Below are 20525 nucleotides of genomic sequence, written 5' to 3'. Positions count from 1 at the left end.
CCTGCCTTCCCTCGCCTCGTCACTTCGTTGCGATCAGCTTGTTGATCGCCGCTTCGACGGTCATCGTCTCGCGCTCGCCGGTCTTGCGGTCCTTGACCTCGACTTCGCCATTGGCGATCGAACGCGGTCCGACGATGATCTGGACCGGAACGCCGATCAGATCAGCCGTCGCGAACTTCGCACCAGCGCGGTCGTCCCTGTCGTCGAGCAGCGCCTCGAATCCAGCCTTGCCGAGTTCAGAATAGAGCGTCTCGCAGGCGCCGTCGCAAGCGGCATCGCCCGCTTTCATGTTGATGATGACGCCATCGAACGGCGCGATCGACTTCGGCCAGATGATGCCGTTGTCGTCATGCGAGGCTTCGATGATCGCCGGCACCAGACGGGTCGGGCCGATGCCATAGGAGCCCATGTGCACTGCATGCTCCTTGCCGTCGGGGCCGAGAACCTTGGCGCCCATGGCTTCGGAGTACTTGGTGCCGAAATAGAAGATGTGGCCGACTTCGATGCCGCGGGCCGACAGTCGGTCGCCCTCGGCAACCGCGTTGAAGGCTGCCTCGTCGTGCATTTCCGACGTCGCCGCATAACGCGAGGTCCACTTGTCGAAGATCGTCTTCAGGCCGGCAACGTCATCGAAATTCGTGTCTTCGCCCGGAATATCGAAGCCGAGGAAATCCTTATGGCAGAAGACTTCGGACTCGCCAGTATCGGCAAGAATGATGAATTCGTGGCTGAGATTGCCGCCGATCGGGCCGGTATCGGCGCGCATCGGAATGGCGCGAAGGCCCATGCGCGCGAAGGTGCGCAAGTAAGCGGCAAACATCCGGTTATAGGCGTGTTCGGCCCCTTCCCGATCGAGATCGAAGGAATAGGCGTCCTTCATCAGGAATTCGCGCGAGCGCATGGTGCCGAAGCGCGGACGGATCTCGTCACGGAACTTCAGCTGGATGTGGTAGAGATTGAGCGGCAGGTCGCGGTAGGACTTCACGTAGGAACGGAAGACGTCCGTGATCATTTCCTCGTTCGTCGGACCGTAGAGCATCGGCCGGTCCTGCCGGTCCTTGATACGCAGCATTTCCTTGCCGTAGGCGTCGTAGCGACCGCTTTCCTGCCACAGCTCGGCAGACTGGAGGGTCGGCATCAGAAGCTCGATCGCGCCGGAGCGGTTCTGCTCCTCGCGGATGACCGCGTTGACCTTGTCGAGAACCCGCTTGCCCAGTGGCAGCCAGGTATAGATGCCCGAAGACTGCTGCCGGACCATGCCCGTGCGCAGCATGAGGCGGTGGGAAACGATTTCCGCTTCCTTGGGATTTTCCTTCAGGATGGGCATAAAAAAGCGGGACAGGCGCATGACGGGTTCCAGAACTTGATGAACGTCGCACTATCGGCGGATTCGGGCGAAATGACGTTGAGCGAGATGCCGGCTTCACCTTTTGATTGGTAAAGGCGACCGCTGCTTCTCGGGTCGGGCTCTCCATTTTCCATCACCGGCAAAGCCGGCAGGAACCTTTAGGAGCCTTGCGTTCATAGCTGCTTCGCCGGCGGAAGAAAACCCTGCTCTCCGTTGTCACGGGCAGAGAAAGCATCCACGGATTTTCAGGGGGAACTCGACGCCGTTCCTGCGTCAAAAGAGCACGCTAGTAACAAGATTACGACAGTAATTGTCAACGGGAATATTTTACCCGACTGTAGCAAAAATGCAAAAAAACAGGATGACAGAGCCCAATGTTTGGGCTAGTTTCGGCTCACAAAACAGGCATGAAGACTAAATTCTTGCCGACTTTCGCGGTCAAGTCTTGGGAGGATAAGATCTTAGGCGCGCTTCGTCGCTGCCGCCGGAAACGGATTAAAGATCACGCGAAACTTGAAAAACAAGGCTTTTAGCCTTGTTTTTTTTTGCTTTTCAGCAAGAGACAGACGCGCGAAGCACCTTACAAAATTGAACTATGTCAATTTCACGGCGGTCAATCCTGCAATTGCCCGGGTTCTGCCCACGGGCATGCGCGCAGGCTCCGTCAAGGCACAGATGTGCCCATCAAATTGCACAGAACATGTCGCATTGAGAGCGACCGGCTCACGCGGCGGCCGCGATGAACTTATCAATCAAATTTTGGGTAGAAACGCGGAATGGAATCTATGCCGTAGCCGAGCCTGACGGACAGGATATACCAGGCAAGTTGAATGACGGCCGCAATCACCGTCGTCAAAAGCACGACACGCTTGGCGTTGAACTTCGCCGGGGCGCTCTCGACACTCCCCGGAACGACGCTGTTTTCTTCAGCCTGAGTGCGCACGCCGAGGGGCAGCACGGCAAAGAGCGTGATCCACCAGATGATGAAGTAGATGGCAAAGGTCGAAAAAAGCGGCATTTCAAGCTCCCGGTGAAGGCGATCGGCAAGACAGCGAGCAACCCGCGTTTCGCCGCGACTTCCGCGACATTCCGTCCGCCTTATAGCGCTGACCGCCCGATCGCACAAACCGGCATCGCGCGATCTACTGTCACACCTCTTCGAGTTCGATCAGCGTACCCTGAAAATCCTTGGGATGCAGGAAGAGCACCGGCTTGCCATGGGCGCCGATCTTCGGCTCGCCATCGCCCAACACTCGCGCTCCGGCGGCGCGCAACGCGTCGCGCGCCGACAGGATGTTCTCTACCTCGTAGCAGATGTGATGCATCCCGCCCGAAGGGTTCTTCGCCAGGAAAGCGGCAATCGGTGAGCCCTCGCCGAGCGGCTCCAGCAGCTCGACCTTGGTGTTTGCAAGCGTGACGAACACGACGGTGACGCCGTGTTCGGGCAAAGCCTGTGGCTCGGTGACGGAGGCGGCGAGCGTCGAGCGATAGCTTTCGGCGGCGGAGTGAAGATCCGGCACTGCGATGGCGATGTGGTTCACTCTTCCAAGCATTGCGATCTCCCGCTTTGACGTCCGGTTCCGCTTACATGGTCACGGGCGACCGGCCAATCAGACTTTGGTGACAAACACCGTGACGATCGGCTTCTTGCCCCAGATCTGGTTGGCGGTGCTGCGCACGGCGCGGCGGACCGCCTCCTGCAGCATTGCCAGATCCTTGCGCTTTGCCCGCGGAATGCTCTCGACGGCGCCAAGAATGGCGTCATAGAGCGTGTCCTCCATGTCCTCGCCCTCGTCGTCGAACTCCGGCAAGCCGATCGCGACGATATCCGGGTCGCCCAGGAAATCGTAGCGGCTGTCGAGAACGACGTTGACGGCGACATGGCCGGCGAAGGAGAGCTTGCGGCGTTCGCCGATGCCCATCTCCTCGAAATCGCCGATGAGGCTGCCGTCCTTGTAGATGCGGCCATGGGGCGCTTCGTCGATCACTTCGGCGGGACCTGGCGCAAGACGCAGCATTTCGCCGTTCCTGAGACGCGGAACGCTGGCGATGCCGGACTGCCGGCCCAGTTCGCCATGCGCCGTCAGATGCGCCGCCTCGCCATGAACAGGTACGAGGATCTGCGGCCGTAGCCACTGGTACATCTGCTGCAGCTCGGTGCGACGCGGGTGGCCGGATACGTGCACCAGCGCCTCGCTGTCGGTGATGATGTGGATGCCCTGTTCCACCAGGCCGTTCTTGATGTCGTTGATCGCCTTTTCGTTGCCCGGGATCGTGCGTGAGGAAAACACGACCGTGTCGCCAGCCGAGAAGGCGACATTTCGCATCTCGTCACGGGCGATCTTGGCAAGGGCTGCCCGCGGCTCGCCCTGGCTGCCAGTCAGGATGACCACGACCTTGTCGCGCGGCACGTAGCCGAACTCGTCTTCGGCGAGGAAAGGTTTGATGCCTTCCATCAGCCCAAGATCCGTAGCGACGGCGACGACCCGCTTCATCGAACTGCCGAGCAGAAGCACATCCCTGCCGGCCTCTTCCGCCGCTTCGGCGATCGAGCGGATGCGCCCGACATTCGAGGAGAACGTCGTGATCGCCACCCGACCCTCAGCGTTGGCGATGATCTTCGTCAGGCTTTCGGAAACCTCCTGCTCCGACGGCGAAACGCCGTCGCGCATCGCATTGGTGGAATCGCAGACGAGCGCAAGCACACCTTCATCGCCGATCTGGCGGAAGCGTGTCTCGTCGGTCAACGGTCCGAGCGACGGGTGAAGGTCGATCTTCCAGTCGCCGGTATGAACCACGGTGCCGACCGGCGTGCGAATGATCAGCGACATTGGCTCGGGGATCGAGTGGTTGACGCCGACGGCCTCAATCTCGAAGGGGCCGACATTGATACGGTCGCCCTGCTTGAAGATCGTGATGGGGATCTCGCCCCGGCTCTTCTCGAAGTCCCGCTTGGCTTCGAGCATGCCTGCCGTGAACGGCGAGGCATAGACCGGCACATTGAGACCGGGCCACAGGTCGTTCAGACCGCCATAGTGGTCCTCGTGCGCATGGGTGATGATGATCGCCTTGAGATTGCGGCGCTCTTCGGCGAGAAAGCCGATATCGGGGAGCACGAGGTCGACCCCCGGGAGCTCTGGCCCCGGGAAAGTCACACCGCAATCGACCATGATCCACTGGCGGCTGCCCGGCCGTCCGTAGCCGTACAGGCCAAGATTCATGCCGATTTCGCCGACGCCGCCGAGCGGCAAGAACACCAATTCTTCTTCTTGCGCCATGTCGTGTTGCGCCCCTGTTCCAAATTTATCCGAAAAATACGTCGCCGGCGGCAATCGCCTGCGTCATGCCGTTGCCGGTGTCGAGCACCAGCCGTCCGGCCTCATCAATACCGGCAAAGCGCCCTGAAAGCGACCGGTCCGGCAGGTTCACGGTTATCGTTTCACCGATGCCGCGGGCTGCCGCCCGCCATTGTTCGATCGTCGTAGCGATACCGGCGCCCCGATCCCAAACCTGCAGGGTCTCCGCCATCGTCAGGAACAGGCGAGCAAACAGTTCGTCGGGCGAAACCGACGCACCTTCGTTGGCCAGCGACGTCACGGGATAGAGCCCTTCATCCGGCTGGACCGCGATGTTGATGCCGCAACCGATGACCAGCGCCCGGCGCCCGTCCGGGAGGCTTTCGCCTTCAAGCAGGATACCGCAGGTCTTCTTGCCGTCGATCAGGATGTCGTTCGGCCACTTGATCTCCACCGGCGCCGAACCCGGCGGCATCACCTGGCGGATCGCCCTGTGAACGGCGACGGCGACAGCGAGCGGCAAAGAGTGCAGGTACTCGACCGGTGCCGGCTCGATGAGGAGAAGCGAAGCGTAGAGATTGCCCGGTTCGGAGAACCATGCCCGGCCGCGACGTCCGCGCCCGCCGGTCTGCCTGATGGCCGTGACCCAGAGATTGCCCGGGTCACCCTGGCGCGCACGCGCCAGGCATTCACTGTTGGTCGACCCGACCGCATCGAGAGCGACGTGCCGGAAATCGTCGAGCGAGATCCAGCCGCCACTTTCAAAGGCGATCAAAAGAAGGTCCGCGCCGCGACTTCAGCGGCGTTTCCGAGCGGGCCGCCGATGAGCACGTATCCGAGAACGAACAGGCCCGAGAGACCGAACACCAGCCGCAGTTCGCCGGCGGTGCGGGCGAACTCGCCCTTGGCATCGTCGAACCACATCACCTTGATGACGCGCAGGTAGTAGTAGGCGCCGACGACGGATGCGAGAACGCCGATGATGGCGAGCGCATAGAGCTGGGCTTCAATGGCCGCCATGAAGACGAAGTACTTCCCGAAGAAGCCTGCCATCGGCGGGATGCCGGCGAGCGAGAACATCAGGACGGTCAGCACCGTCGCCATGAAGGGGTTGGTCTGCGAGAGACCGGCGAGATCGTCGACGTTCTCGACGTTTTCGCCTTCCTTGCGGCGCATCGCCAGGATGCAGGCGAAGGTGCCAAGCGTCATGACCATGTAGATGAGCATGTAGAGCAGCACGCCGCGAACACCAGCCATGGAGCCGGCAGCAAGGCCGACCAGCGCGTAGCCCATGTGGCCGATCGAGGAATAGGCCATCAGGCGCTTGATGTTCTTCTGGCCGATCGCCGCGAAGGCACCGAGCAGCATCGATGCGATCGAGATGAAGACGATGATCTGCTGCCAGTCTGCAACGACAGGCTCGAAGGCGTTGATGACGATGCGAACGAGGATCGCCATGGCGGCGACCTTCGGTGCCGCCGCGAAGAAGGCGGTGACCGGCGTCGGCGCGCCTTCATAAACGTCAGGCGTCCACATGTGGAACGGCACGGCCGAGATCTTGAAGGCTAGGCCGGCGAGTACGAAAACCAGCCCGAAGATCAGGCCGAGCGAGCGGCCTTCAGCCGTCAGCGCAGCCGCGATCTGGGTAAAGCCGGTGTGGCCGGTGAAGCCGTAGATCAGCGACATGCCGTAAAGCAGCATGCCCGAAGAAAGCGCACCGAGGACGAAGTACTTCAGGCCGGCTTCCGTCGAGCGGATGCTGTCTCGGTTGATGGCAGCGACGACATAAAGGGCCAGCGACTGCAGTTCCAGCGACAGGTAGAGCGAGATCAGGTCGTTGGCCGAGATCATCAAGAGCATGCCGAGCGTTGCCAGCACCAGAAGCACCGGGAACTCAAAACGGTCAATCTGGGCGGAGCGCGCATGGCCGACCGTCATCACCAGGGCGGTGATGGAGCCGATCAGGGCCAGAACCTTCATGAACTTGGCGAAGGGGTCCGACAGGAAGGCGCCGCCATAGGCTTCGCCTTCACCGGTCTTAAGCACGAGCCAGAGGCCAGCGATGATCAGGAGGGCAACCGCAAGACCGGTGACCGTCGACGCCGACTTCTCGCCGGAAAACACGCCAATCATCAGCAACGCCATCGCGCCGACCGCGAGGATCAGCTCGGGGATCGAGAGTTGCAGGCTTGCAAGGAGGGTTTCAGCAGTCATGTCCAATCACGTCCTGTGGTCATTGCACCGAAAGCGCAACGTTTTGCGCTGCCTGCAGGGCTGCGGAGTAGTTGTTGACGAGCAGATCCACGGAGGCCGCGGTCGCATCGAAGATCGGTGCCGGGTAGACGCCGAAGAAGATCGTCAGGATCACCAGCGGATAAAGGATGGCCTTTTCGCGACCGGAAAGATCGAGCAACGACTTCAGGCTTTCCTTCTCCAGGGCACCGAAGACGACCCGGCGATAAAGCCAGAGGGCGTACGCTGCCGAGAGGATCACGCCCGAGGTCGCAAAGAGCGCAACCCAGGTGTTGGCACGGAAGGCACCGACGAGGGTCAGGACTTCGCCGACGAAGCTGGACGTGCCCGGCAGGCCGACGTTCGCCATGGTGAACACCATGAAGGCGACGGCGTACTTCGGCATGTTGTTTACGAGGCCGCCATAGGCGGCGATTTCGCGGGTGTGCAGGCGGTCGTAGACAACGCCGACGCAAAGGAAGAGCGCGCCGGAGACAATGCCGTGCGACAGCATCTGGAAGATCGCACCCTGCACGCCCTGAACGTTGGCGGCAAAGATACCCATCGTCACGTAGCCCATGTGCGCAACGGACGAATAGGCGATCAGCTTCTTGATATCGGTCTGCATCAGCGCCACCAGCGAGGTGTAGATGATGGCGACGACCGAAAGCGTGAAGACGAACGGCGCGAAGTAATCTGAGGCCAGCGGGAACATCGGCAGCGAGAAGCGCAGGAAGCCGTAACCGCCGAGCTTTAGCAAGACGCCGGCCAGAATGACCGAGCCCGCCGTCGGCGCCTGAACGTGTGCGTCGGGAAGCCAGGTGTGGACCGGCCACATCGGCATCTTCACCGCAAAGGAGGCGAAGAAGGCGAGCCACAGCCAAGTCTGCATCTGGCGCGGGAAGTTATAGGCCAGTAGCTGCGTGATGTCGGTCGTACCGGCCTGCCAGTACATCGCCATGATCGCGAGCAGCATCAGCACTGAGCCGAGCAGCGTATAGAGGAAGAACTTGTAGCTGGCGTAAACGCGGTCCTTGCCGCCCCAGACACCGATGATGAGGAACATCGGGATGAGACCGGCTTCGAAGAACACGTAGAAGAGCACGATATCGAGCGACACGAAGACGCCGATCATGAACGTTTCCAGGACCAGGAACGCGATCATGTAGGCCTTCAGCCGCTTCTCGATCGACAGCCAGCTCGCCAGTACGCAGAACGGCATGAGGAAGGCCGAGAGCACCACGAACAGCATCGAGATACCATCGACACCGAGATGGTAGGAAATGCCGGTGCCGAGCCACTCGTGCTTCTCGATCATCTGGAAGCCCGGGTTCGAGGAATCGAACTGGTACCAGATGTAGACCGACACGGCGAAGGTGAAGATCGTCGTCAGCAGCGAAACGTTCAGGATATTCCGGCGGCCGTAGGCGCTGTCTTCCCTTGTGAGCAAGAGAAGCAGGACGCCGACGAGCGGCATGAAGGTGACCGCGGAAAGTACGGGCCAATCGGTCATCAGAAGGAACTCCTGAACATCATCCAAGTAACAAGCGCGGCGATGCCGATCAGCATCGCAAACGCGTAGTGATAGAGGTAACCAGTCTGCAGGCGGACAACGCGGTCAGTGACGTTGAGCACACGTGCGGCAATGCCGTTCGGGCCGTAGCCGTCGATCACGCGACCGTCGCCTTCCTTCCACAGGAAGGTGCCGAGCCACTTGGCCGAGCGTACGAACAGGAAGTCATAGAGCTCGTCGAAGTACCACTTATTGAGCAGGAACTGGTAGAGGCCACGGTGCTGCTCTGCCAGATACTTCGGCAGTTCCGGCCGGCGGATATACATGTACCAGGCCGTGAAGAGGCCAAGCGCCATGGCGACAAACGGGCTCCACTTAACCCACTTCGGCACGTGGTGGTACTCATGCAGGATTTCGTTTTCCGCCGAGGTGAACAGCGCACCCTTCCAGAATTCGGCATAGCCTTCGCCGAAGAAGTGATCGTGGAAGATGAAGCCGGCGACCAGCGCACCGACGCCAAGGATATAGAGCGGCACCAGCATGACCTGCGGCGATTCATGCACGTGATGCATGACATCCGAGGAAGCGCGCGGCTTGCCATGGAAGGTCATGAAGGTCAGGCGCCACGAATAGAAGCTGGTGAAGAGTGCCGCGACAACGAGCAGCGCATAGGCGAAACCGGAAACCGAGCTGTGGGCGGCATAGGCGGACTCGATGATCGCGTCCTTCGAGAAGAAGCCTGCGGTACCGATGATCGTGCCAGGGATGCCGACGCCGGTCAGTGCGATCGTGCCGATGAACATCATCCAGTAGGTAACCGGAATGTGCTTCCGGAGACCGCCCATGTAACGCATGTCCTGCTCGCCATCGACGGCGTGGATGACCGAACCGGCACCCAAGAACAGCAGAGCCTTGAAGAAGGCGTGCGTGAACAGGTGGAAGATCGCCGCGCCATAGGCACCGACGCCGAGGGCCACGAACATGTAGCCGAGCTGCGAGCAGGTCGAATAGGCGATGACGCGCTTGATGTCGTTCTGGACGAGGCCGACGGTCGCCGCGAAGAAGGCGGTGATCGCGCCGATGATGGTGACGACGGTCAGCGCATCCGGCGACAGCTCGAACACCGGCGACATGCGGGCGACGAGGAAGACGCCGGCGGTAACCATGGTTGCGGCATGGATAAGAGCCGAAACCGGGGTCGGGCCTTCCATGGCGTCCGGAAGCCAGGTGTGCAGCAGGAACTGCGCCGACTTGCCCATCGCGCCCATGAAGAGCAGCAGGGATGCGGCGGTGATGGCGTCAGCCTTGTCGAGGTGCATGCCGAACAGGGTGACGACGGCCTCCCCTGCTCCCGCACCTTCGGCCGGCAGATAGGTCTTGGCGGCAGCGAAGATCGTTTCCAGGTTGACCGAGCCGAACAGCACGAAGACCAGGAAGATACCGAGCGCGAACCCGAAGTCACCGACGCGGTTGACGATGAAGGCCTTCATCGCAGCAGCGTTGGCCGACGGCTTCTTGTACCAGAAGCCGATGAGCAGGTAGGACGCAAGACCCACGCCTTCCCAGCCGAAGAACATCTGCACCAGGTTGTCCGACGTGATGAGCATCAACATCGCGAAGGTGAAGAGCGACAGATAGGCAAAGAAGCGCGGACGATGCGGATCGTGGTGCATGTAGCCGATCGAATAGACATGCACGAGGGTCGACACCGTGTTGACGACCACGAACATGACCGAGGTCAGCGTATCGACGCGGAACGCCCATTCGACATCGAAGGTGCCGGACTGGATCCAGCGCAGCACCGACACCTTGATCATTTCCTGGTGGCCCATGGCGACGTCGAAGAAGACGTACCAGGAGAGCGCAGCGGCAATGATCATCAGACCGCTGGTGACATATTCCGATGCCTTGGCGCCGATCGAACTACCGAAGAGGCCGGCGATCAGAAAGCCGATCAAAGGCAGGAAGACGATAGCCTTGATGATGGTATCCATAGCCCAATCAGCCCTTCATCATGTTGACGTCTTCAACAGCGATCGAGCCGCGGTTGCGGTAGAAGACGACGAGAATTGCAAGTCCGATGGCCGCTTCCGCAGCCGCGACGGTCAGGATGAACAGGGCAAAGACCTGGCCAGTGATGTCATTCAGGAACGCCGAGAAGGCGACCATGTTGATATTGACCGCAAGAAGAATGAGTTCGACCGACATCAGGATGACGATGACGTTCTTCCGGTTCAGGAAGATGCCGAAGACGCCCAGCGTGAACAGGATGGCGCTGACGGTGAGATAGTGGGAAATTCCGATTTCCATTTTTTTGTTCCTCGATCTCGCGTCCGACTTAAATGCCCTGGCCGGGCTTGACCGTGACCACTTCGACGGCGGTCTCGGGCGTGCGGGCAACCTGCTGCGGGATGTTCTGGCGCTTGATGTTTTCGCGGTGGCGCAGGGTCAGCACGATCGCGCCGATCATGGCGACGAGCAGGACCAGGCCGGCGATCTGGAAGAAGTAGACGTAGTGCGTGTAGAGCACGTCGCCGAGCGCTGCCGTGTTCGTGCGGTCGGCGACCGCCGGGATCGGCATCGAAATCGACTTGGCGATCTCAGGCGAGAACGTCGCACCGCCAACCACGATGATGAGCTCGGCTGCAAGGATCAGACCGATCAGCGCGCCCACCGGCGCATATTCAAGCACGCCGGCCCGCAGTTCCGCGAAGTCGATGTCGAGCATCATGACCACGAACAGGAACAGCACCGCGACCGCGCCGACATAAACGACCAGCAGGATCATCGCGAGGAATTCGGCGCCAGTCAGCAGGAACAGACCTGCCGCGTTAAAAAAGGTCAGGATCAGGAACAGAACCGAATAAACCGGGTTCCTGGCCGCAATGACCATGAATGCCGACGCCACCGCGATGAAGGCAAAGAGATAGAAAAAAAGAACCTGCAGACCCATGATCGGTGCCTTCTTCGTCTTGCACGGCGTGAGGCGCTTCTGGCCCCACTCCACAGGCAAAGCCGGACACGCGTCCGGCCGTTGCCCAAACCTATGTCACATGCACCGCCCTCCCCGGGGCGGCGCTACGCTCTGGCCTCAGCGATAGGGCGAGTCCATTGCGATGTTGCGTGCGATTTCCCGTTCCCAACGGTCGCCGTTGGCGAGGAGCTTGTCCTTGTCGTAGTAAAGCTCTTCGCGCGTCTCGGTGGCGAACTCGAAGTTCGGGCCCTCGACGATGGCATCGACCGGACAGGCTTCCTGGCAGAAACCGCAATAGATGCACTTCACCATGTCTATGTCGTAGCGAACCGTACGGCGTGTGCCGTCGTTGCGGCGCGGGCCGGCTTCGATGGTGATGGCCTGTGCAGGACAGATCGCCTCGCACAGCTTGCAGGCGATGCAACGCTCTTCACCGTTCGGATAACGGCGCAGCGCATGCTCGCCGCGGAAGCGCGGGCTGACCGGTCCCTTTTCGAAGGGGTAGTTCAACGTCGCCTTCGGCTTGAAGAAATAGCGCATCGACAGAAAGAACGCGCCGACGAATTCCTTCAGGAACAGCGAGCTGACGGCTTGCGAAAGACCGGCCATCATTTACCTCCAGAGTTGCCGGCCTGGGAGCGACCGGCGGTATGCTGCCAAACGTGAGCCATCGTCATGCGGCTCCCGTCAGCTTGAGAACGAACGCAGTGATCACGACCATTGCGAGAGAGATCGGCAGGAAAACCTTCCAGCCAAGACGCATCAGCTGGTCGTAGCGGTAACGCGGCACGAAGGCCTTCACCATCGCGAACATGAAGAACACGAAGGATGCCTTCAGCACGAACCAGATGATGCCGGGTACCCAGTTGAGGAACCAGACGTCCACCGGAGGCAGCCAGCCACCGAGGAACAGGATCGTCGTCAGCGCGCACATCAGGCAGATGGCGGCATATTCGCCGAGCATGAACATCATGTAAGGCGTGGAGCCGTACTCGACCATGAAGCCGGCGACGAGTTCGGATTCCGCTTCGGGAAGGTCGAAAGGCGGGCGGTTCGTTTCGGCCAGCGCCGAAATGAAGAACACGATGAACATCGGGAACAGCGCCAGCCAATGCCAGTCGAGGAACGACGCCGGCAGGCCGAGGTTGGTGCCGATGCCGCTCGACTGCGCGTTGACGATGTCCGTCAGGTTCAGCGAGCCGACGCAGAGCAGGACGGTGACGATAACGAAGCCGATCGAGACTTCGTAGGAGACCATCTGAGCTGCGGAGCGAAGCGCGCCGAGGAAGGGATATTTGGAGTTCGACGCCCAGCCGCCCATGATGATGCCATAAACTTCGAGAGAAGATATGGCGAACACGAAGAGGATGCCGACGTTGATGTTCGCGATCACCCAGCCGGCGTTGAGCGGGATCACGGCCCAAGCGGCGAGCGCCAGCGTCACGGAGACGAGCGGGGCTAGCAGAAAGATCGCCTTGTTGGCGCCGGCCGGGATAACCGGCTCCTTGAAGACGAACTTCAAAAGGTCGGCGAAGGACTGGAAAAGTCCCCAGGGGCCCACCACATTCGGACCACGGCGGAGCTGAACTGCAGCCCAGATCTTACGGTCTGCGAGCAGGATGTAGGCGATGAAAAGCAGCAGCGCGACCAGGAGCAGCAGCGACTGGGCGACCATGATGATCGCGGGCCAGACATAGGTCGAAACGAAAGCGTCCATGATACTCTATTCCCTCGCGCTCATTCCGCCGCAGCTTTGAAATTGTTGCGTGCCAAAGCCGAGCATTCGGCCATGACGGCGGATGCGCGCGCTATCGGGTTCGTCAAATAGAAGTCTTTGACCGGAGACGCAAACACGGATTTGCCCATCTCACCGGCTTTTTGACCAAGTGCGGCAATTTCGTCGCCGTTGCCGTTCGCGATCGCGTCGATATCGGCGAAATGCGGGTGGGCCGCATAGAGCTTCGAGCGCAATTCGCCAAGCGAATCAAAGGGCAGCTTCTTGCCGAGCACGTCGGAGAGCGCGCGGATGATCGCCCAGTCCTCGCGTGCGTCGCCCGGTGCGAAGCCGGCGCGGTTGCCGACCTGAACGCGGCCTTCGGTGTTGACCCAGGTGCCGGACTTTTCGGTGTAGGTCGCGCCCGGCAGGATGACGTCGGCGGCATGTGCGCCGTTGTCGCCGTGCGAGCCGATATAAACCGTGAAGCCGGACTTGCGTTCCGCAAGGTCGATCTCGTCAGCGCCGAGCAGGAAGAGAACGTCGGAGGCGGTGACCATATCGGCCGCCGTCTTGCCGTTCGCGCCCGGAACGAAGCCGAGGTCGAGACCACCGACGCGGGAAGCGGCCGTGTGAAGAACGGCAAAACCGTTCCACTCGGCGGTAACCGCACCGACGGCGCCTGCGAGCTTGGCGGCGGCAGAAAGAACGGCAGCGCCGCCCTCCCCTGCAACAGCACCCTGGCCGATGAGGATCATCGGGCGCTGCGCCTTCTTCAAGGTCGCTGCAAACTTGCCCTTGCCCGAGACGAGCTCGGCGAGCGTTTCGGTGCCGGCGCCGAGATACTCGTATTCGTAACGCAGTTCGCCCGGCTCGCCGATCACGGCGATCGGGAAGTTGCCCATGCGGTAGCGCTTGCGGATGCGAGCGTTGAGAACCGAAGCCTCAAAGCGCGGATTGGAGCCGATGATCAGCAGCGCGTCAGCGCTTTCGATGCCAGCGATCGTGGGGTTGAAGAGGTAGCTGGCGCGACCGAGCGACGGGTCGAGTGCGGCGCCATCCTGGCGGCAGTCGACACTCTCGGAGCCGAGCGCTGCGATCAGCTGCTTCAGCGCGTACATTTCTTCGACCGAAGCGAGGTCGCCGGCAATGGCGCCGATCTTGTCGCCGGAAGTCTGGGCGACGGCAGCCTTGACCGCCTGGAATGCTTCGCCCCACGTTGCCGGCTGCAGACGGCCGTCCTTCTTGACGTATGGACGATCGAGGCGCTGCGTCTTCAGGCCGTCCCAGATGAAGCGGCTCTTGTCGGAGATCCACTCTTCGTTGATGTCCTCGTTGACGCGCGGCATGATGCGCATGACTTCGCGGCCACGGGTATCGACGCGGATCGCCGAACCGAGCGCGTCCATCACGTCGATGGATTCGGTCTTGTTCAGCTCCCACGGACGGGCGGTGAAGGCAAACGGCTTCGAGGTCAGCGCACCGACCGGGCAGAGGTCAACAACGTTGCCCTGCAGCTCGGAGGTCATCGCCTGCTCGAGATAGGTGGTGATCTCGGCGTCTTCGCCGCGGCCGATCAGGCCAAGTTCGGCAATGCCGGCAACTTCGGTCGTGAAGCGAACGCAGCGCGTGCAGTGAATGCAGCGGTTCATCACGGTCTTGACGAGCGGGCCGATATACTTGTCTTCGACGGCGCGCTTGTTTTCCTGGTAGCGCGAGCTGTCGATACCGAAGGCCATGGCCTGGTCCTGCAGGTCGCATTCGCCGCCCTGGTCACAGATCGGGCAGTCGAGCGGATGGTTGATCAGCAGGAATTCCATCACGCCTTCGCGCGCCTTCTTGACCATCGGCGTGGTCGTGAAGACTTCCGGCGCTTCGCCGTTCGGGCCCGGACGGAGGTCGCGCACGCCCATGGCGCAGGAAGCGGCGGGCTTGGGCGGCCCTCCCTTCACCTCGATCAGACACATGCGGCAGTTGCCGGCGACCGAAAGCCGCTCGTGGAAACAGAAGCGCGGAACTTCAGCCCCGGCCTCTTCGCACGCCTGAAGCAGCGTGAAATGATCCGGTACCTCGATCTCTTTTCCGTCGACTTTCAGCTTTGCCATCTTCGTACTCAATCCTGTCTTCCGTCCGTCGGCCCATCGGCGACGCACAATTCCAACACAGCCTTGCTGCTTGCGGGCGATGGCCGTCCCCGGTCCCCGCCCTGTTGTCTCAAGCGCCTTTCAGCGCCTTGGCCTGTCCAACCCAATCGTCCCGCTTGATCCGCCCGCCGAAACCGAGTTCGTCGTCGAAGCGGGCGACATCCGCCTCGCTCCAACCGGCGATGTCGGCAAAGCCGCTGATGCCCTTCGCGTTCAGCACCTGCTCGAGCTTCGGGCCGATGCCGGAGATCCGCTTGAGGTCGTCGGTGGCTTTCGCCTTGGCGCGCGTCGCGCGAACCTTGACCACCTTTTGAGCGGCAACCTTCTCGACCACCGGCTTTGCGGCTGCGCGCTTGGCAGGTGCGGACGGCTTGGCGACCGGTTCCGGCTTTGCGTCGGCCTGCACCGTCTTTGCGACAACGGCAGTCGTCGTGTCAGACGATGCGGGCTCTGCCCGCTTCTGCGCCGCCTCGACGGCCCCTTGCATCGCGCCGATCATGGCGCCTGCAATCTGGGTCGTGAGACCGAAGCCGATCGCGGTCGCTGCTGCAACTGCGGCTGCCGGGTGAACCATCAGCGGATGCAGCGGCACCTGTGAAAGGCCCTTCATCCATTCGCCCATGCCGAACGGGTCGGCCGGATCGCCGCCAAGCGGACGTGCGAACGGAATGGCTGCTTCGGCCTGTCCCTTCATCTGTCCCTCTTCGCGTGCGCCGGCCATCGTCGGGTTACTCCGCCGCTTCCAGAACCGCGCCATGCGACGACGCATTGCGCGTATATTCGTCGATGCGCTTTTCCATTTCCGGACGGAAATGCTTGATCAGACCCTGGATCGGCCAGGCAGCTGCGTCGCCGAGCGCGCAGATCGTGTGGCCTTCCACCTGCTTGGTGACGTCGAACAGCATGTCGATTTCGCGCTTCTGGGCGCGGCCCTGAACCATGCGTTCCATGACGCGCATCATCCAGCCGGTGCCTTCGCGGCACGGCGTGCACTGACCGCAGCTCTCGTGCTTGTAGAAGGCCGAGAGACGCCAGATCGCCTTGATGATGTCGGTCGACCTGTCCATCACGATGACGGCGGCGGTTCCAAGACTGGAACCGACCTCGCGCAGACCGTCGAAATCCATGATCGCGTCCTTCATCTGCGCGCCGGGCACGCAAGGAACGGACGAACCGCCGGGAATGACGGCGAGCAGGTTGTCCCAGCCGCCGCGAATGCCGCCACAGTGCTTTTCGATCAGCTCATGGAACGGGATCGACATCGCGTCTTCGACCGTGCACGGGCGGTTGACGTGACCGGATACCGAATAGAGCTTGGTGCCGTGGTTGTTCGGGCGACCGAAACTCGTGTACCAGCCGGCGCCGCGGCGCAGGATCGTCGGGGTTACCGCGATCGACTCGACGTTGTTGACGGTCGTCGGGCAGCCGTAGAGGCCCATGTTGGCCGGGAACGGTGGCTTCAGGCGCGGCTGGCCCTTCTTGCCTTCAAGGCTTTCGAGCAGCGCCGTCTCTTCGCCACAGATGTAGGCGCCGGCACCATGGTGCACGTAGATGTCGATGTCGTAGCCGAGCTTGTTGTTCTTGCCGAGCAGGCCATAGGCGTAGCACTCGTCGATCGCCGCCTGCAGCGCCTCGCGCTCGCGGACGAATTCGCCGCGGACGTAGATGTAGGCGACATGGGCACCCATGGCGAAGCTGGCGATGACGCAGCCTTCGATCAGCGTATGCGGATCGTGACGCATGATGTCACGGTCCTTGCAGGTGCCGGGCTCGGACTCGTCGGCATTGACGACGAGGTAATGCGGACGGCCGTCGCTTTCCTTCGGCATGAAGGACCACTTGAGGCCCGTCGGGAAGCCGGCGCCGCCACGACCGCGAAGGCCGGAAGCCTTCACTTCGTTGACGATCCAGTCACGGCCCTTTTCGAGCAGCTGCTTGGTGCCGTCCCAGTGGCCGCGCGCCATGGCGCCCTTCAGGGACTTGTCCTTGAGGCCGTAGATATTGGTAAAGATGCGGTCTTCATCTCTGAGCATAATTCACCTCTTTACCGCGGCTTCTTGCCGAAGACCTTGATGTATTCGGCTTCGCCGCCCTTGGCGAGCGCCTTGGCCTGCTTGACCCAGTCGTCGCGTTCGATGCGGCCCTTGAAATTCAGGTATCCGTCGACCCACTCGCGCTCCGCCTTCTTCCACGAAGCAACTTGCGCGTAGGTGTAGATGCCCAGTTCGTTGAGCGTACCCTCGATCTTCGGACCGACGCCCGAGATCAGCTTGAGGTCGTCGGTCGCTGCCGGCTTCTCGATGCCGGCCGGACGGTTCTTGTCCTCCAGCGACGGCTTGACGGAAACGGCAGCAGCCTTGGCCGGCTTCGACTTGTCGACAGTGTCGCCTTCGACCTTGGCGTTGGCAGCGGCTTCCGCCTTTGCCGTCGCCGGGGTCTTCAGCGATGCGTCGGTCACGGCCGACGCGGTCTTGGCGCGGCCGGCATTCGACGGCGGCACGGAGACGGCCGGAGCATCGCTCACCTTCTTGGCGGCGCTGGCCGCAGCCTTGGCCGGAGCAGCATCCCCAAGCATGAGGGTCGTCGGGCCGCCTTCCGGAGCCGAATAGATGCGATCGATCTGCGGACCGGGGGTGACTTCAGCACCCTTGCCTGCTTCGAAACGGTCGATGATCTGCTCGAGCTGCTCGGGCGTCAGGTCTTCGAAGGTGTCCTTGAAGATCATGACCATCGGCGCGTTGACGCAGGCGCCCTGACATTCGACTTCTTCCCAGGAAAGCGTGCCACTCTCGTTCAGGGTGAAGGGATCATGGGCAATCTTGCTCTTGCAAACCTTGATCAGGTCTTCGGCGCCACGCAGCATGCAGGGCGTCGTACCGCAAACCTGAATGTGGGCGCGCGTGCCGACCGGCTTCAACTGGAACTGGGTGTAGAAGGTCGCAACTTCGAGCGCGCGGATGTACGGCATGCCGAGCATGTCCGCGATCGACTCGATGGCGGCCTTCGTGACCCAGCCGTCCTGGTCCTGAGCGCGCATCAACAACGGGATGACGGCAGACTGCTCACGACCCTTGGGGTACTTATTGATCGTTTCCTTCGCCCAGGCGGCGTTCTCCTTGCTGAAGGCAAAGCTCGCTGGCTGGACGGTGTCTTCGGCTAGTCGACGAACGGACATTCTAGTGGACACCTTATCAGTTAATCGAACCGCACCGCGATTTCGTCACCGAGACGAACTCACAGGCATAGGCTGACTGGTCTTTCTGCAAAAATACGATGTAGCGCGTGCCATTGGCGACCGCGGCCTTGATCTCGTAGCCCTTGGCAACGAGATCGGCCATCGAGCCCCCGCGCATGCCGCCCGACGTCGCGCCGCTTTCGACCTGCTCCTGTGCAGAAACGGTCGATGCAAGCGCGAGAAGAGCGAGCGTGGCCAGGGGCGCGAGACGCATCAGCGGTCCACCTCACCGAACACGATATCGAGGGAGCCCAGCACGGCCGAAACGTCGGCAAGCTGGTGTCCCCGACAGAGGAAATCCATCGCCTGCAGATGCGCATAACCTGGGGCACGGATCTTGCAGCGATAGGGCTTGTTGGTGCCGTCGGAGACGAGATAGACGCCGAATTCGCCCTTCGGCGCTTCGACGGCGGCGTAAACTTCGCCGGCCGGCACGTGGTAGCCTTCGGTATAGAGCTTGAAGTGGTGGATGAGCGCTTCCATCGAACGCTTCATCTCGCCGCGCTTCGGCGGAACGATCTTGCCGTCGAGCGACGAAACCGGGCCGACCTTGGCATCGCCGAGCAGGCGATCGACGCACTGGCGCATGATGCGGGCCGACTGGCGCATTTCGATCATACGGATCAGATAACGGTCGAAGCAGTCGCCGTTCTTGCCGATCGGGATATCGAACTCGAGATCCGAATAGCACTCATAGGGCTGCGAACGACGCAGGTCCCAGGCAGCGCCCGAGCCACGCACCATCACGCCCGAGAAGCCCCAGGCCCAGGCATCGTCGAGCTTGACGACGCCGATGTCGACGTTGCGCTGCTTGAAGATGCGGTTGCCGGTCAAGAGTTCGTCGATGTCGTCGACGGTCTTCAGGAACGGATCGATCCACTTGCCGATGTCTTCGACGAGTTCGTGCGGGAGGTCCTGGTGGACGCCGCCCGGACGGAAGTAGGCCGAGTGCATGCGCGCGCCGCAGGCACGCTCGTAGAACACCATCAGCTTTTCGCGCTCTTCAAAGCCCCAGAGCGGCGGCGTCAGCGCGCCGACGTCCATGGCCTGCGTCGTGACGTTCAGAAGATGCGAGAGGATGCGGCCGATTTCCGAATAGAGGACGCGGATGAGCTGGCCGCGGATCGGAACTTCGGTCGCCGTCAGCTTCTCGATCGCCAGCGCGTAGGCATGCTCCTGGTTCATCGGCGCCACATAGTCGAGGCGGTCGAAATAGGGCACGGCCTGCAGGTAGGTCTTGGTCTCGATCAGCTTTTCGGTACCGCGATGCAGCAGGCCGATATGCGGATCGACGCGCTCGACGATTTCGCCATCAAGCTCGAGCACCAGACGAAGAACGCCGTGCGCCGCCGGATGCTGCGGACCAAAGTTGATGTTGAAGTTGCGGACGTTATGTTCGGTCATACCGATTGCTCCAGGTCGGACGGCAGCCGTTCACCGGCTACCGCGGACCACTTAGTCTCACCGTGCTTTCGCCTTCTCGTCGCCGGGCAGCACGTAGTCCGTGCCTTCCCAGGGAGAGAGGAAGTCGAAGTTGCGGAATTCCTGCTTCAGTTCGACGGGTTCGTAGACGACGCGCTTTGCTTCGTCATCGTAACGCACCTCGACAAAACCGGTGACCGGGAAGTCCTTGCGCAGCGGATGTCCTTCGAAACCGTAGTCCGTCAGGATGCGACGCAGGTCAGGATGGCCGGTAAACAGGATGCCGTACATATCGTAGGCTTCGCGCTCGAACCAGTCGGCACCGGGATAGACCGGCGTTGCCGACGGAACCGGCTCGTTCTCGCCGGTTGCGACCTTGACGCGCACGCGCAGGTTCTGGCGCGGCGACAAGAGATGATAGACAACGTCGAAACGGTCCGGCCGCTGCGGCCAGTCGACGCCGCAGACATCGACGAAATTGACGAAGGCGCACTGCACATCGTCACGAAGGAACGTAAGCAGCGCGATCAGGTTCGCCGACGTCGTCGTCAGCGTCAGCTCGCCATAGGCCAGCGATGCGTCGGAGATCAGCGCACCGCGCGTTTCGCGCAGGTAGGACGCAAGCTCATTCAGGGCTTCACTCATAT

General features: G+C 61.5%; 19 protein-coding genes. All 19 read right to left on the bottom strand.

The genetic code is table 11. The features are described 5' to 3' along the window. Positions 1 to 19: 19 nt before the first annotated feature. A complete protein-coding gene (gene proS, locus AC3WVQ_RS05095) occupies positions 20 to 1348 on the bottom strand; it encodes a proline--tRNA ligase (protein ID WP_034803555.1) in 1329 nt (442 codons plus the stop codon). A gap of 748 nt (positions 1349 to 2096) precedes the next feature. Next, positions 2097 to 2366 (bottom strand): DUF1467 family protein, encoded by a 270-nt coding sequence (locus AC3WVQ_RS05090; protein WP_034803557.1) that lies wholly within the window; start codon positions 2364 to 2366, stop codon positions 2097 to 2099. 130 nt (positions 2367 to 2496) lie between these two features. Beyond that, positions 2497 to 2901: a methylmalonyl-CoA epimerase gene (gene mce, locus AC3WVQ_RS05085; protein WP_090294521.1), complete on the bottom strand. Its 405-nt coding sequence runs from the start codon at positions 2899 to 2901 to the stop codon at positions 2497 to 2499. A 57-nt stretch (positions 2902 to 2958) separates the two neighbouring features. Next, positions 2959 to 4626, bottom strand: a complete 1668-nt coding sequence (locus AC3WVQ_RS05080; RefSeq protein ID WP_060580866.1) for a ribonuclease J — start codon at positions 4624 to 4626, stop codon at positions 2959 to 2961. Between the two features lie 25 nt (positions 4627 to 4651). After that, positions 4652 to 5416: a biotin--[acetyl-CoA-carboxylase] ligase gene (locus tag AC3WVQ_RS05075; protein WP_176960272.1), complete on the bottom strand. Its 765-nt coding sequence runs from the start codon at positions 5414 to 5416 to the stop codon at positions 4652 to 4654. Continuing rightward, the gene (gene nuoN, locus AC3WVQ_RS05070) at positions 5416 to 6858 is read right to left on the bottom strand and encodes an NADH-quinone oxidoreductase subunit NuoN (protein ID WP_034803562.1); all 1443 of its coding nucleotides are present in this window, start codon (positions 6856 to 6858) and stop codon (positions 5416 to 5418) included. Before nuoN ends, AC3WVQ_RS05075 begins: the two co-directional genes overlap by 1 nt. A 19-nt stretch (positions 6859 to 6877) precedes the next feature. Then, positions 6878 to 8389 (bottom strand): NADH-quinone oxidoreductase subunit M, encoded by a 1512-nt coding sequence (locus AC3WVQ_RS05065; protein WP_034803564.1) that lies wholly within the window; start codon positions 8387 to 8389, stop codon positions 6878 to 6880. Continuing rightward, a complete protein-coding gene (gene nuoL / locus AC3WVQ_RS05060) occupies positions 8389 to 10383 on the bottom strand; it encodes an NADH-quinone oxidoreductase subunit L (protein ID WP_034803566.1) in 1995 nt (664 codons plus the stop codon). The genes AC3WVQ_RS05065 and nuoL overlap by 1 nt, the downstream gene beginning before the upstream one ends. Positions 10384 to 10390: 7 nt before the next feature. Then, the gene (gene nuoK, locus AC3WVQ_RS05055; protein ID WP_034803568.1) at positions 10391 to 10699 is read right to left on the bottom strand and encodes an NADH-quinone oxidoreductase subunit NuoK; all 309 of its coding nucleotides are present in this window, start codon (positions 10697 to 10699) and stop codon (positions 10391 to 10393) included. Between the two features lie 28 nt (positions 10700 to 10727). Beyond that, entirely contained in the window at positions 10728 to 11342 is a 615-nt protein-coding gene (locus tag AC3WVQ_RS05050) for an NADH-quinone oxidoreductase subunit J (protein ID WP_034804235.1), read from the bottom strand. Positions 11343 to 11480: 138 nt separating this feature from the next. Then, entirely contained in the window at positions 11481 to 11972 is a 492-nt protein-coding gene (nuoI, locus tag AC3WVQ_RS05045) for an NADH-quinone oxidoreductase subunit NuoI (RefSeq protein ID WP_025426590.1), read from the bottom strand. A 64-nt stretch (positions 11973 to 12036) separates the two neighbouring features. Beyond that, positions 12037 to 13080, bottom strand: a complete 1044-nt coding sequence (nuoH, locus tag AC3WVQ_RS05040) for an NADH-quinone oxidoreductase subunit NuoH (protein WP_034803570.1) — start codon at positions 13078 to 13080, stop codon at positions 12037 to 12039. A 20-nt stretch (positions 13081 to 13100) separates the two neighbouring features. Beyond that, positions 13101 to 15182, bottom strand: a complete 2082-nt coding sequence (nuoG, locus tag AC3WVQ_RS05035) for an NADH-quinone oxidoreductase subunit NuoG (RefSeq protein WP_090294523.1) — start codon at positions 15180 to 15182, stop codon at positions 13101 to 13103. Positions 15183 to 15291: 109 nt separating this feature from the next. Then, positions 15292 to 15942 carry a helix-hairpin-helix domain-containing protein gene (locus AC3WVQ_RS05030; RefSeq protein ID WP_110818450.1) on the bottom strand — a complete coding sequence of 217 codons (651 nt, stop codon included), beginning with the start codon at positions 15940 to 15942 and terminating at the stop codon, positions 15292 to 15294. A gap of 7 nt (positions 15943 to 15949) precedes the next feature. Then, positions 15950 to 17254: an NADH-quinone oxidoreductase subunit NuoF gene (gene nuoF / locus AC3WVQ_RS05025; protein WP_057252325.1), complete on the bottom strand. Its 1305-nt coding sequence runs from the start codon at positions 17252 to 17254 to the stop codon at positions 15950 to 15952. A gap of 11 nt (positions 17255 to 17265) precedes the next feature. After that, complete coding sequence (locus AC3WVQ_RS05020) at positions 17266 to 18396, bottom strand: NADH-quinone oxidoreductase subunit E (RefSeq protein WP_090294524.1); 1131 nt, start codon at positions 18394 to 18396, stop codon at positions 17266 to 17268. A gap of 16 nt (positions 18397 to 18412) precedes the next feature. After that, positions 18413 to 18670 (bottom strand): hypothetical protein, encoded by a 258-nt coding sequence (locus AC3WVQ_RS05015; protein ID WP_034803583.1) that lies wholly within the window; start codon positions 18668 to 18670, stop codon positions 18413 to 18415. After that, the gene (locus AC3WVQ_RS05010) at positions 18670 to 19860 is read right to left on the bottom strand and encodes an NADH-quinone oxidoreductase subunit D (RefSeq protein WP_060522193.1); all 1191 of its coding nucleotides are present in this window, start codon (positions 19858 to 19860) and stop codon (positions 18670 to 18672) included. The genes AC3WVQ_RS05015 and AC3WVQ_RS05010 overlap by 1 nt, the downstream gene beginning before the upstream one ends. 57 nt (positions 19861 to 19917) lie before the next feature. Next, complete coding sequence (locus AC3WVQ_RS05005) at positions 19918 to 20523, bottom strand: NADH-quinone oxidoreductase subunit C (RefSeq protein ID WP_034803588.1); 606 nt, start codon at positions 20521 to 20523, stop codon at positions 19918 to 19920. Positions 20524 to 20525 lie beyond the last annotated feature (2 nt).

Source organism: Ensifer sp. EB106-05-01-XG146, assembly GCF_058791875.1.
This window is presented reverse-complemented; position numbering and strand designations above follow the sequence as displayed.

Excerpts from the sequence above, each read along its gene's own strand:
- proS (WP_034803555.1), bottom strand. The coding sequence starts at position 1,348 with ATGCGCCTGTCCCGCTTTTTTATGCCCATCCTGAAGGAAAATCCCAAG.
- AC3WVQ_RS05090 (WP_034803557.1), bottom strand. The coding sequence starts at position 2,366 with ATGCCGCTTTTTTCGACCTTTGCCATCTACTTCATCATCTGGTGGATC.
- mce (WP_090294521.1), bottom strand. The coding sequence starts at position 2,901 with ATGCTTGGAAGAGTGAACCACATCGCCATCGCAGTGCCGGATCTTCAC.
- AC3WVQ_RS05080 (WP_060580866.1), bottom strand. The coding sequence starts at position 4,626 with ATGGCGCAAGAAGAAGAATTGGTGTTCTTGCCGCTCGGCGGCGTCGGC.
- nuoN (WP_034803562.1), bottom strand. The coding sequence starts at position 6,858 with ATGACTGCTGAAACCCTCCTTGCAAGCCTGCAACTCTCGATCCCCGAG.
- AC3WVQ_RS05065 (WP_034803564.1), bottom strand. The coding sequence starts at position 8,389 with ATGACCGATTGGCCCGTACTTTCCGCGGTCACCTTCATGCCGCTCGTC.
- nuoL (WP_034803566.1), bottom strand. The coding sequence starts at position 10,383 with ATGGATACCATCATCAAGGCTATCGTCTTCCTGCCTTTGATCGGCTTT.
- nuoK (WP_034803568.1), bottom strand. The coding sequence starts at position 10,699 with ATGGAAATCGGAATTTCCCACTATCTCACCGTCAGCGCCATCCTGTTC.
- AC3WVQ_RS05050 (WP_034804235.1), bottom strand. The coding sequence starts at position 11,342 with ATGGGTCTGCAGGTTCTTTTTTTCTATCTCTTTGCCTTCATCGCGGTG.
- nuoI (WP_025426590.1), bottom strand. The coding sequence starts at position 11,972 with ATGGCCGGTCTTTCGCAAGCCGTCAGCTCGCTGTTCCTGAAGGAATTC.
- nuoH (WP_034803570.1), bottom strand. The coding sequence starts at position 13,080 with ATGGACGCTTTCGTTTCGACCTATGTCTGGCCCGCGATCATCATGGTC.
- nuoG (WP_090294523.1), bottom strand. The coding sequence starts at position 15,182 with ATGGCAAAGCTGAAAGTCGACGGAAAAGAGATCGAGGTACCGGATCAT.
- AC3WVQ_RS05030 (WP_110818450.1), bottom strand. The coding sequence starts at position 15,942 with ATGGCCGGCGCACGCGAAGAGGGACAGATGAAGGGACAGGCCGAAGCA.
- nuoF (WP_057252325.1), bottom strand. The coding sequence starts at position 17,254 with ATGCTCAGAGATGAAGACCGCATCTTTACCAATATCTACGGCCTCAAG.
- AC3WVQ_RS05020 (WP_090294524.1), bottom strand. The coding sequence starts at position 18,396 with ATGTCCGTTCGTCGACTAGCCGAAGACACCGTCCAGCCAGCGAGCTTT.
- AC3WVQ_RS05015 (WP_034803583.1), bottom strand. The coding sequence starts at position 18,670 with ATGCGTCTCGCGCCCCTGGCCACGCTCGCTCTTCTCGCGCTTGCATCG.
- AC3WVQ_RS05010 (WP_060522193.1), bottom strand. The coding sequence starts at position 19,860 with ATGACCGAACATAACGTCCGCAACTTCAACATCAACTTTGGTCCGCAG.
- AC3WVQ_RS05005 (WP_034803588.1), bottom strand. The coding sequence starts at position 20,523 with ATGAGTGAAGCCCTGAATGAGCTTGCGTCCTACCTGCGCGAAACGCGC.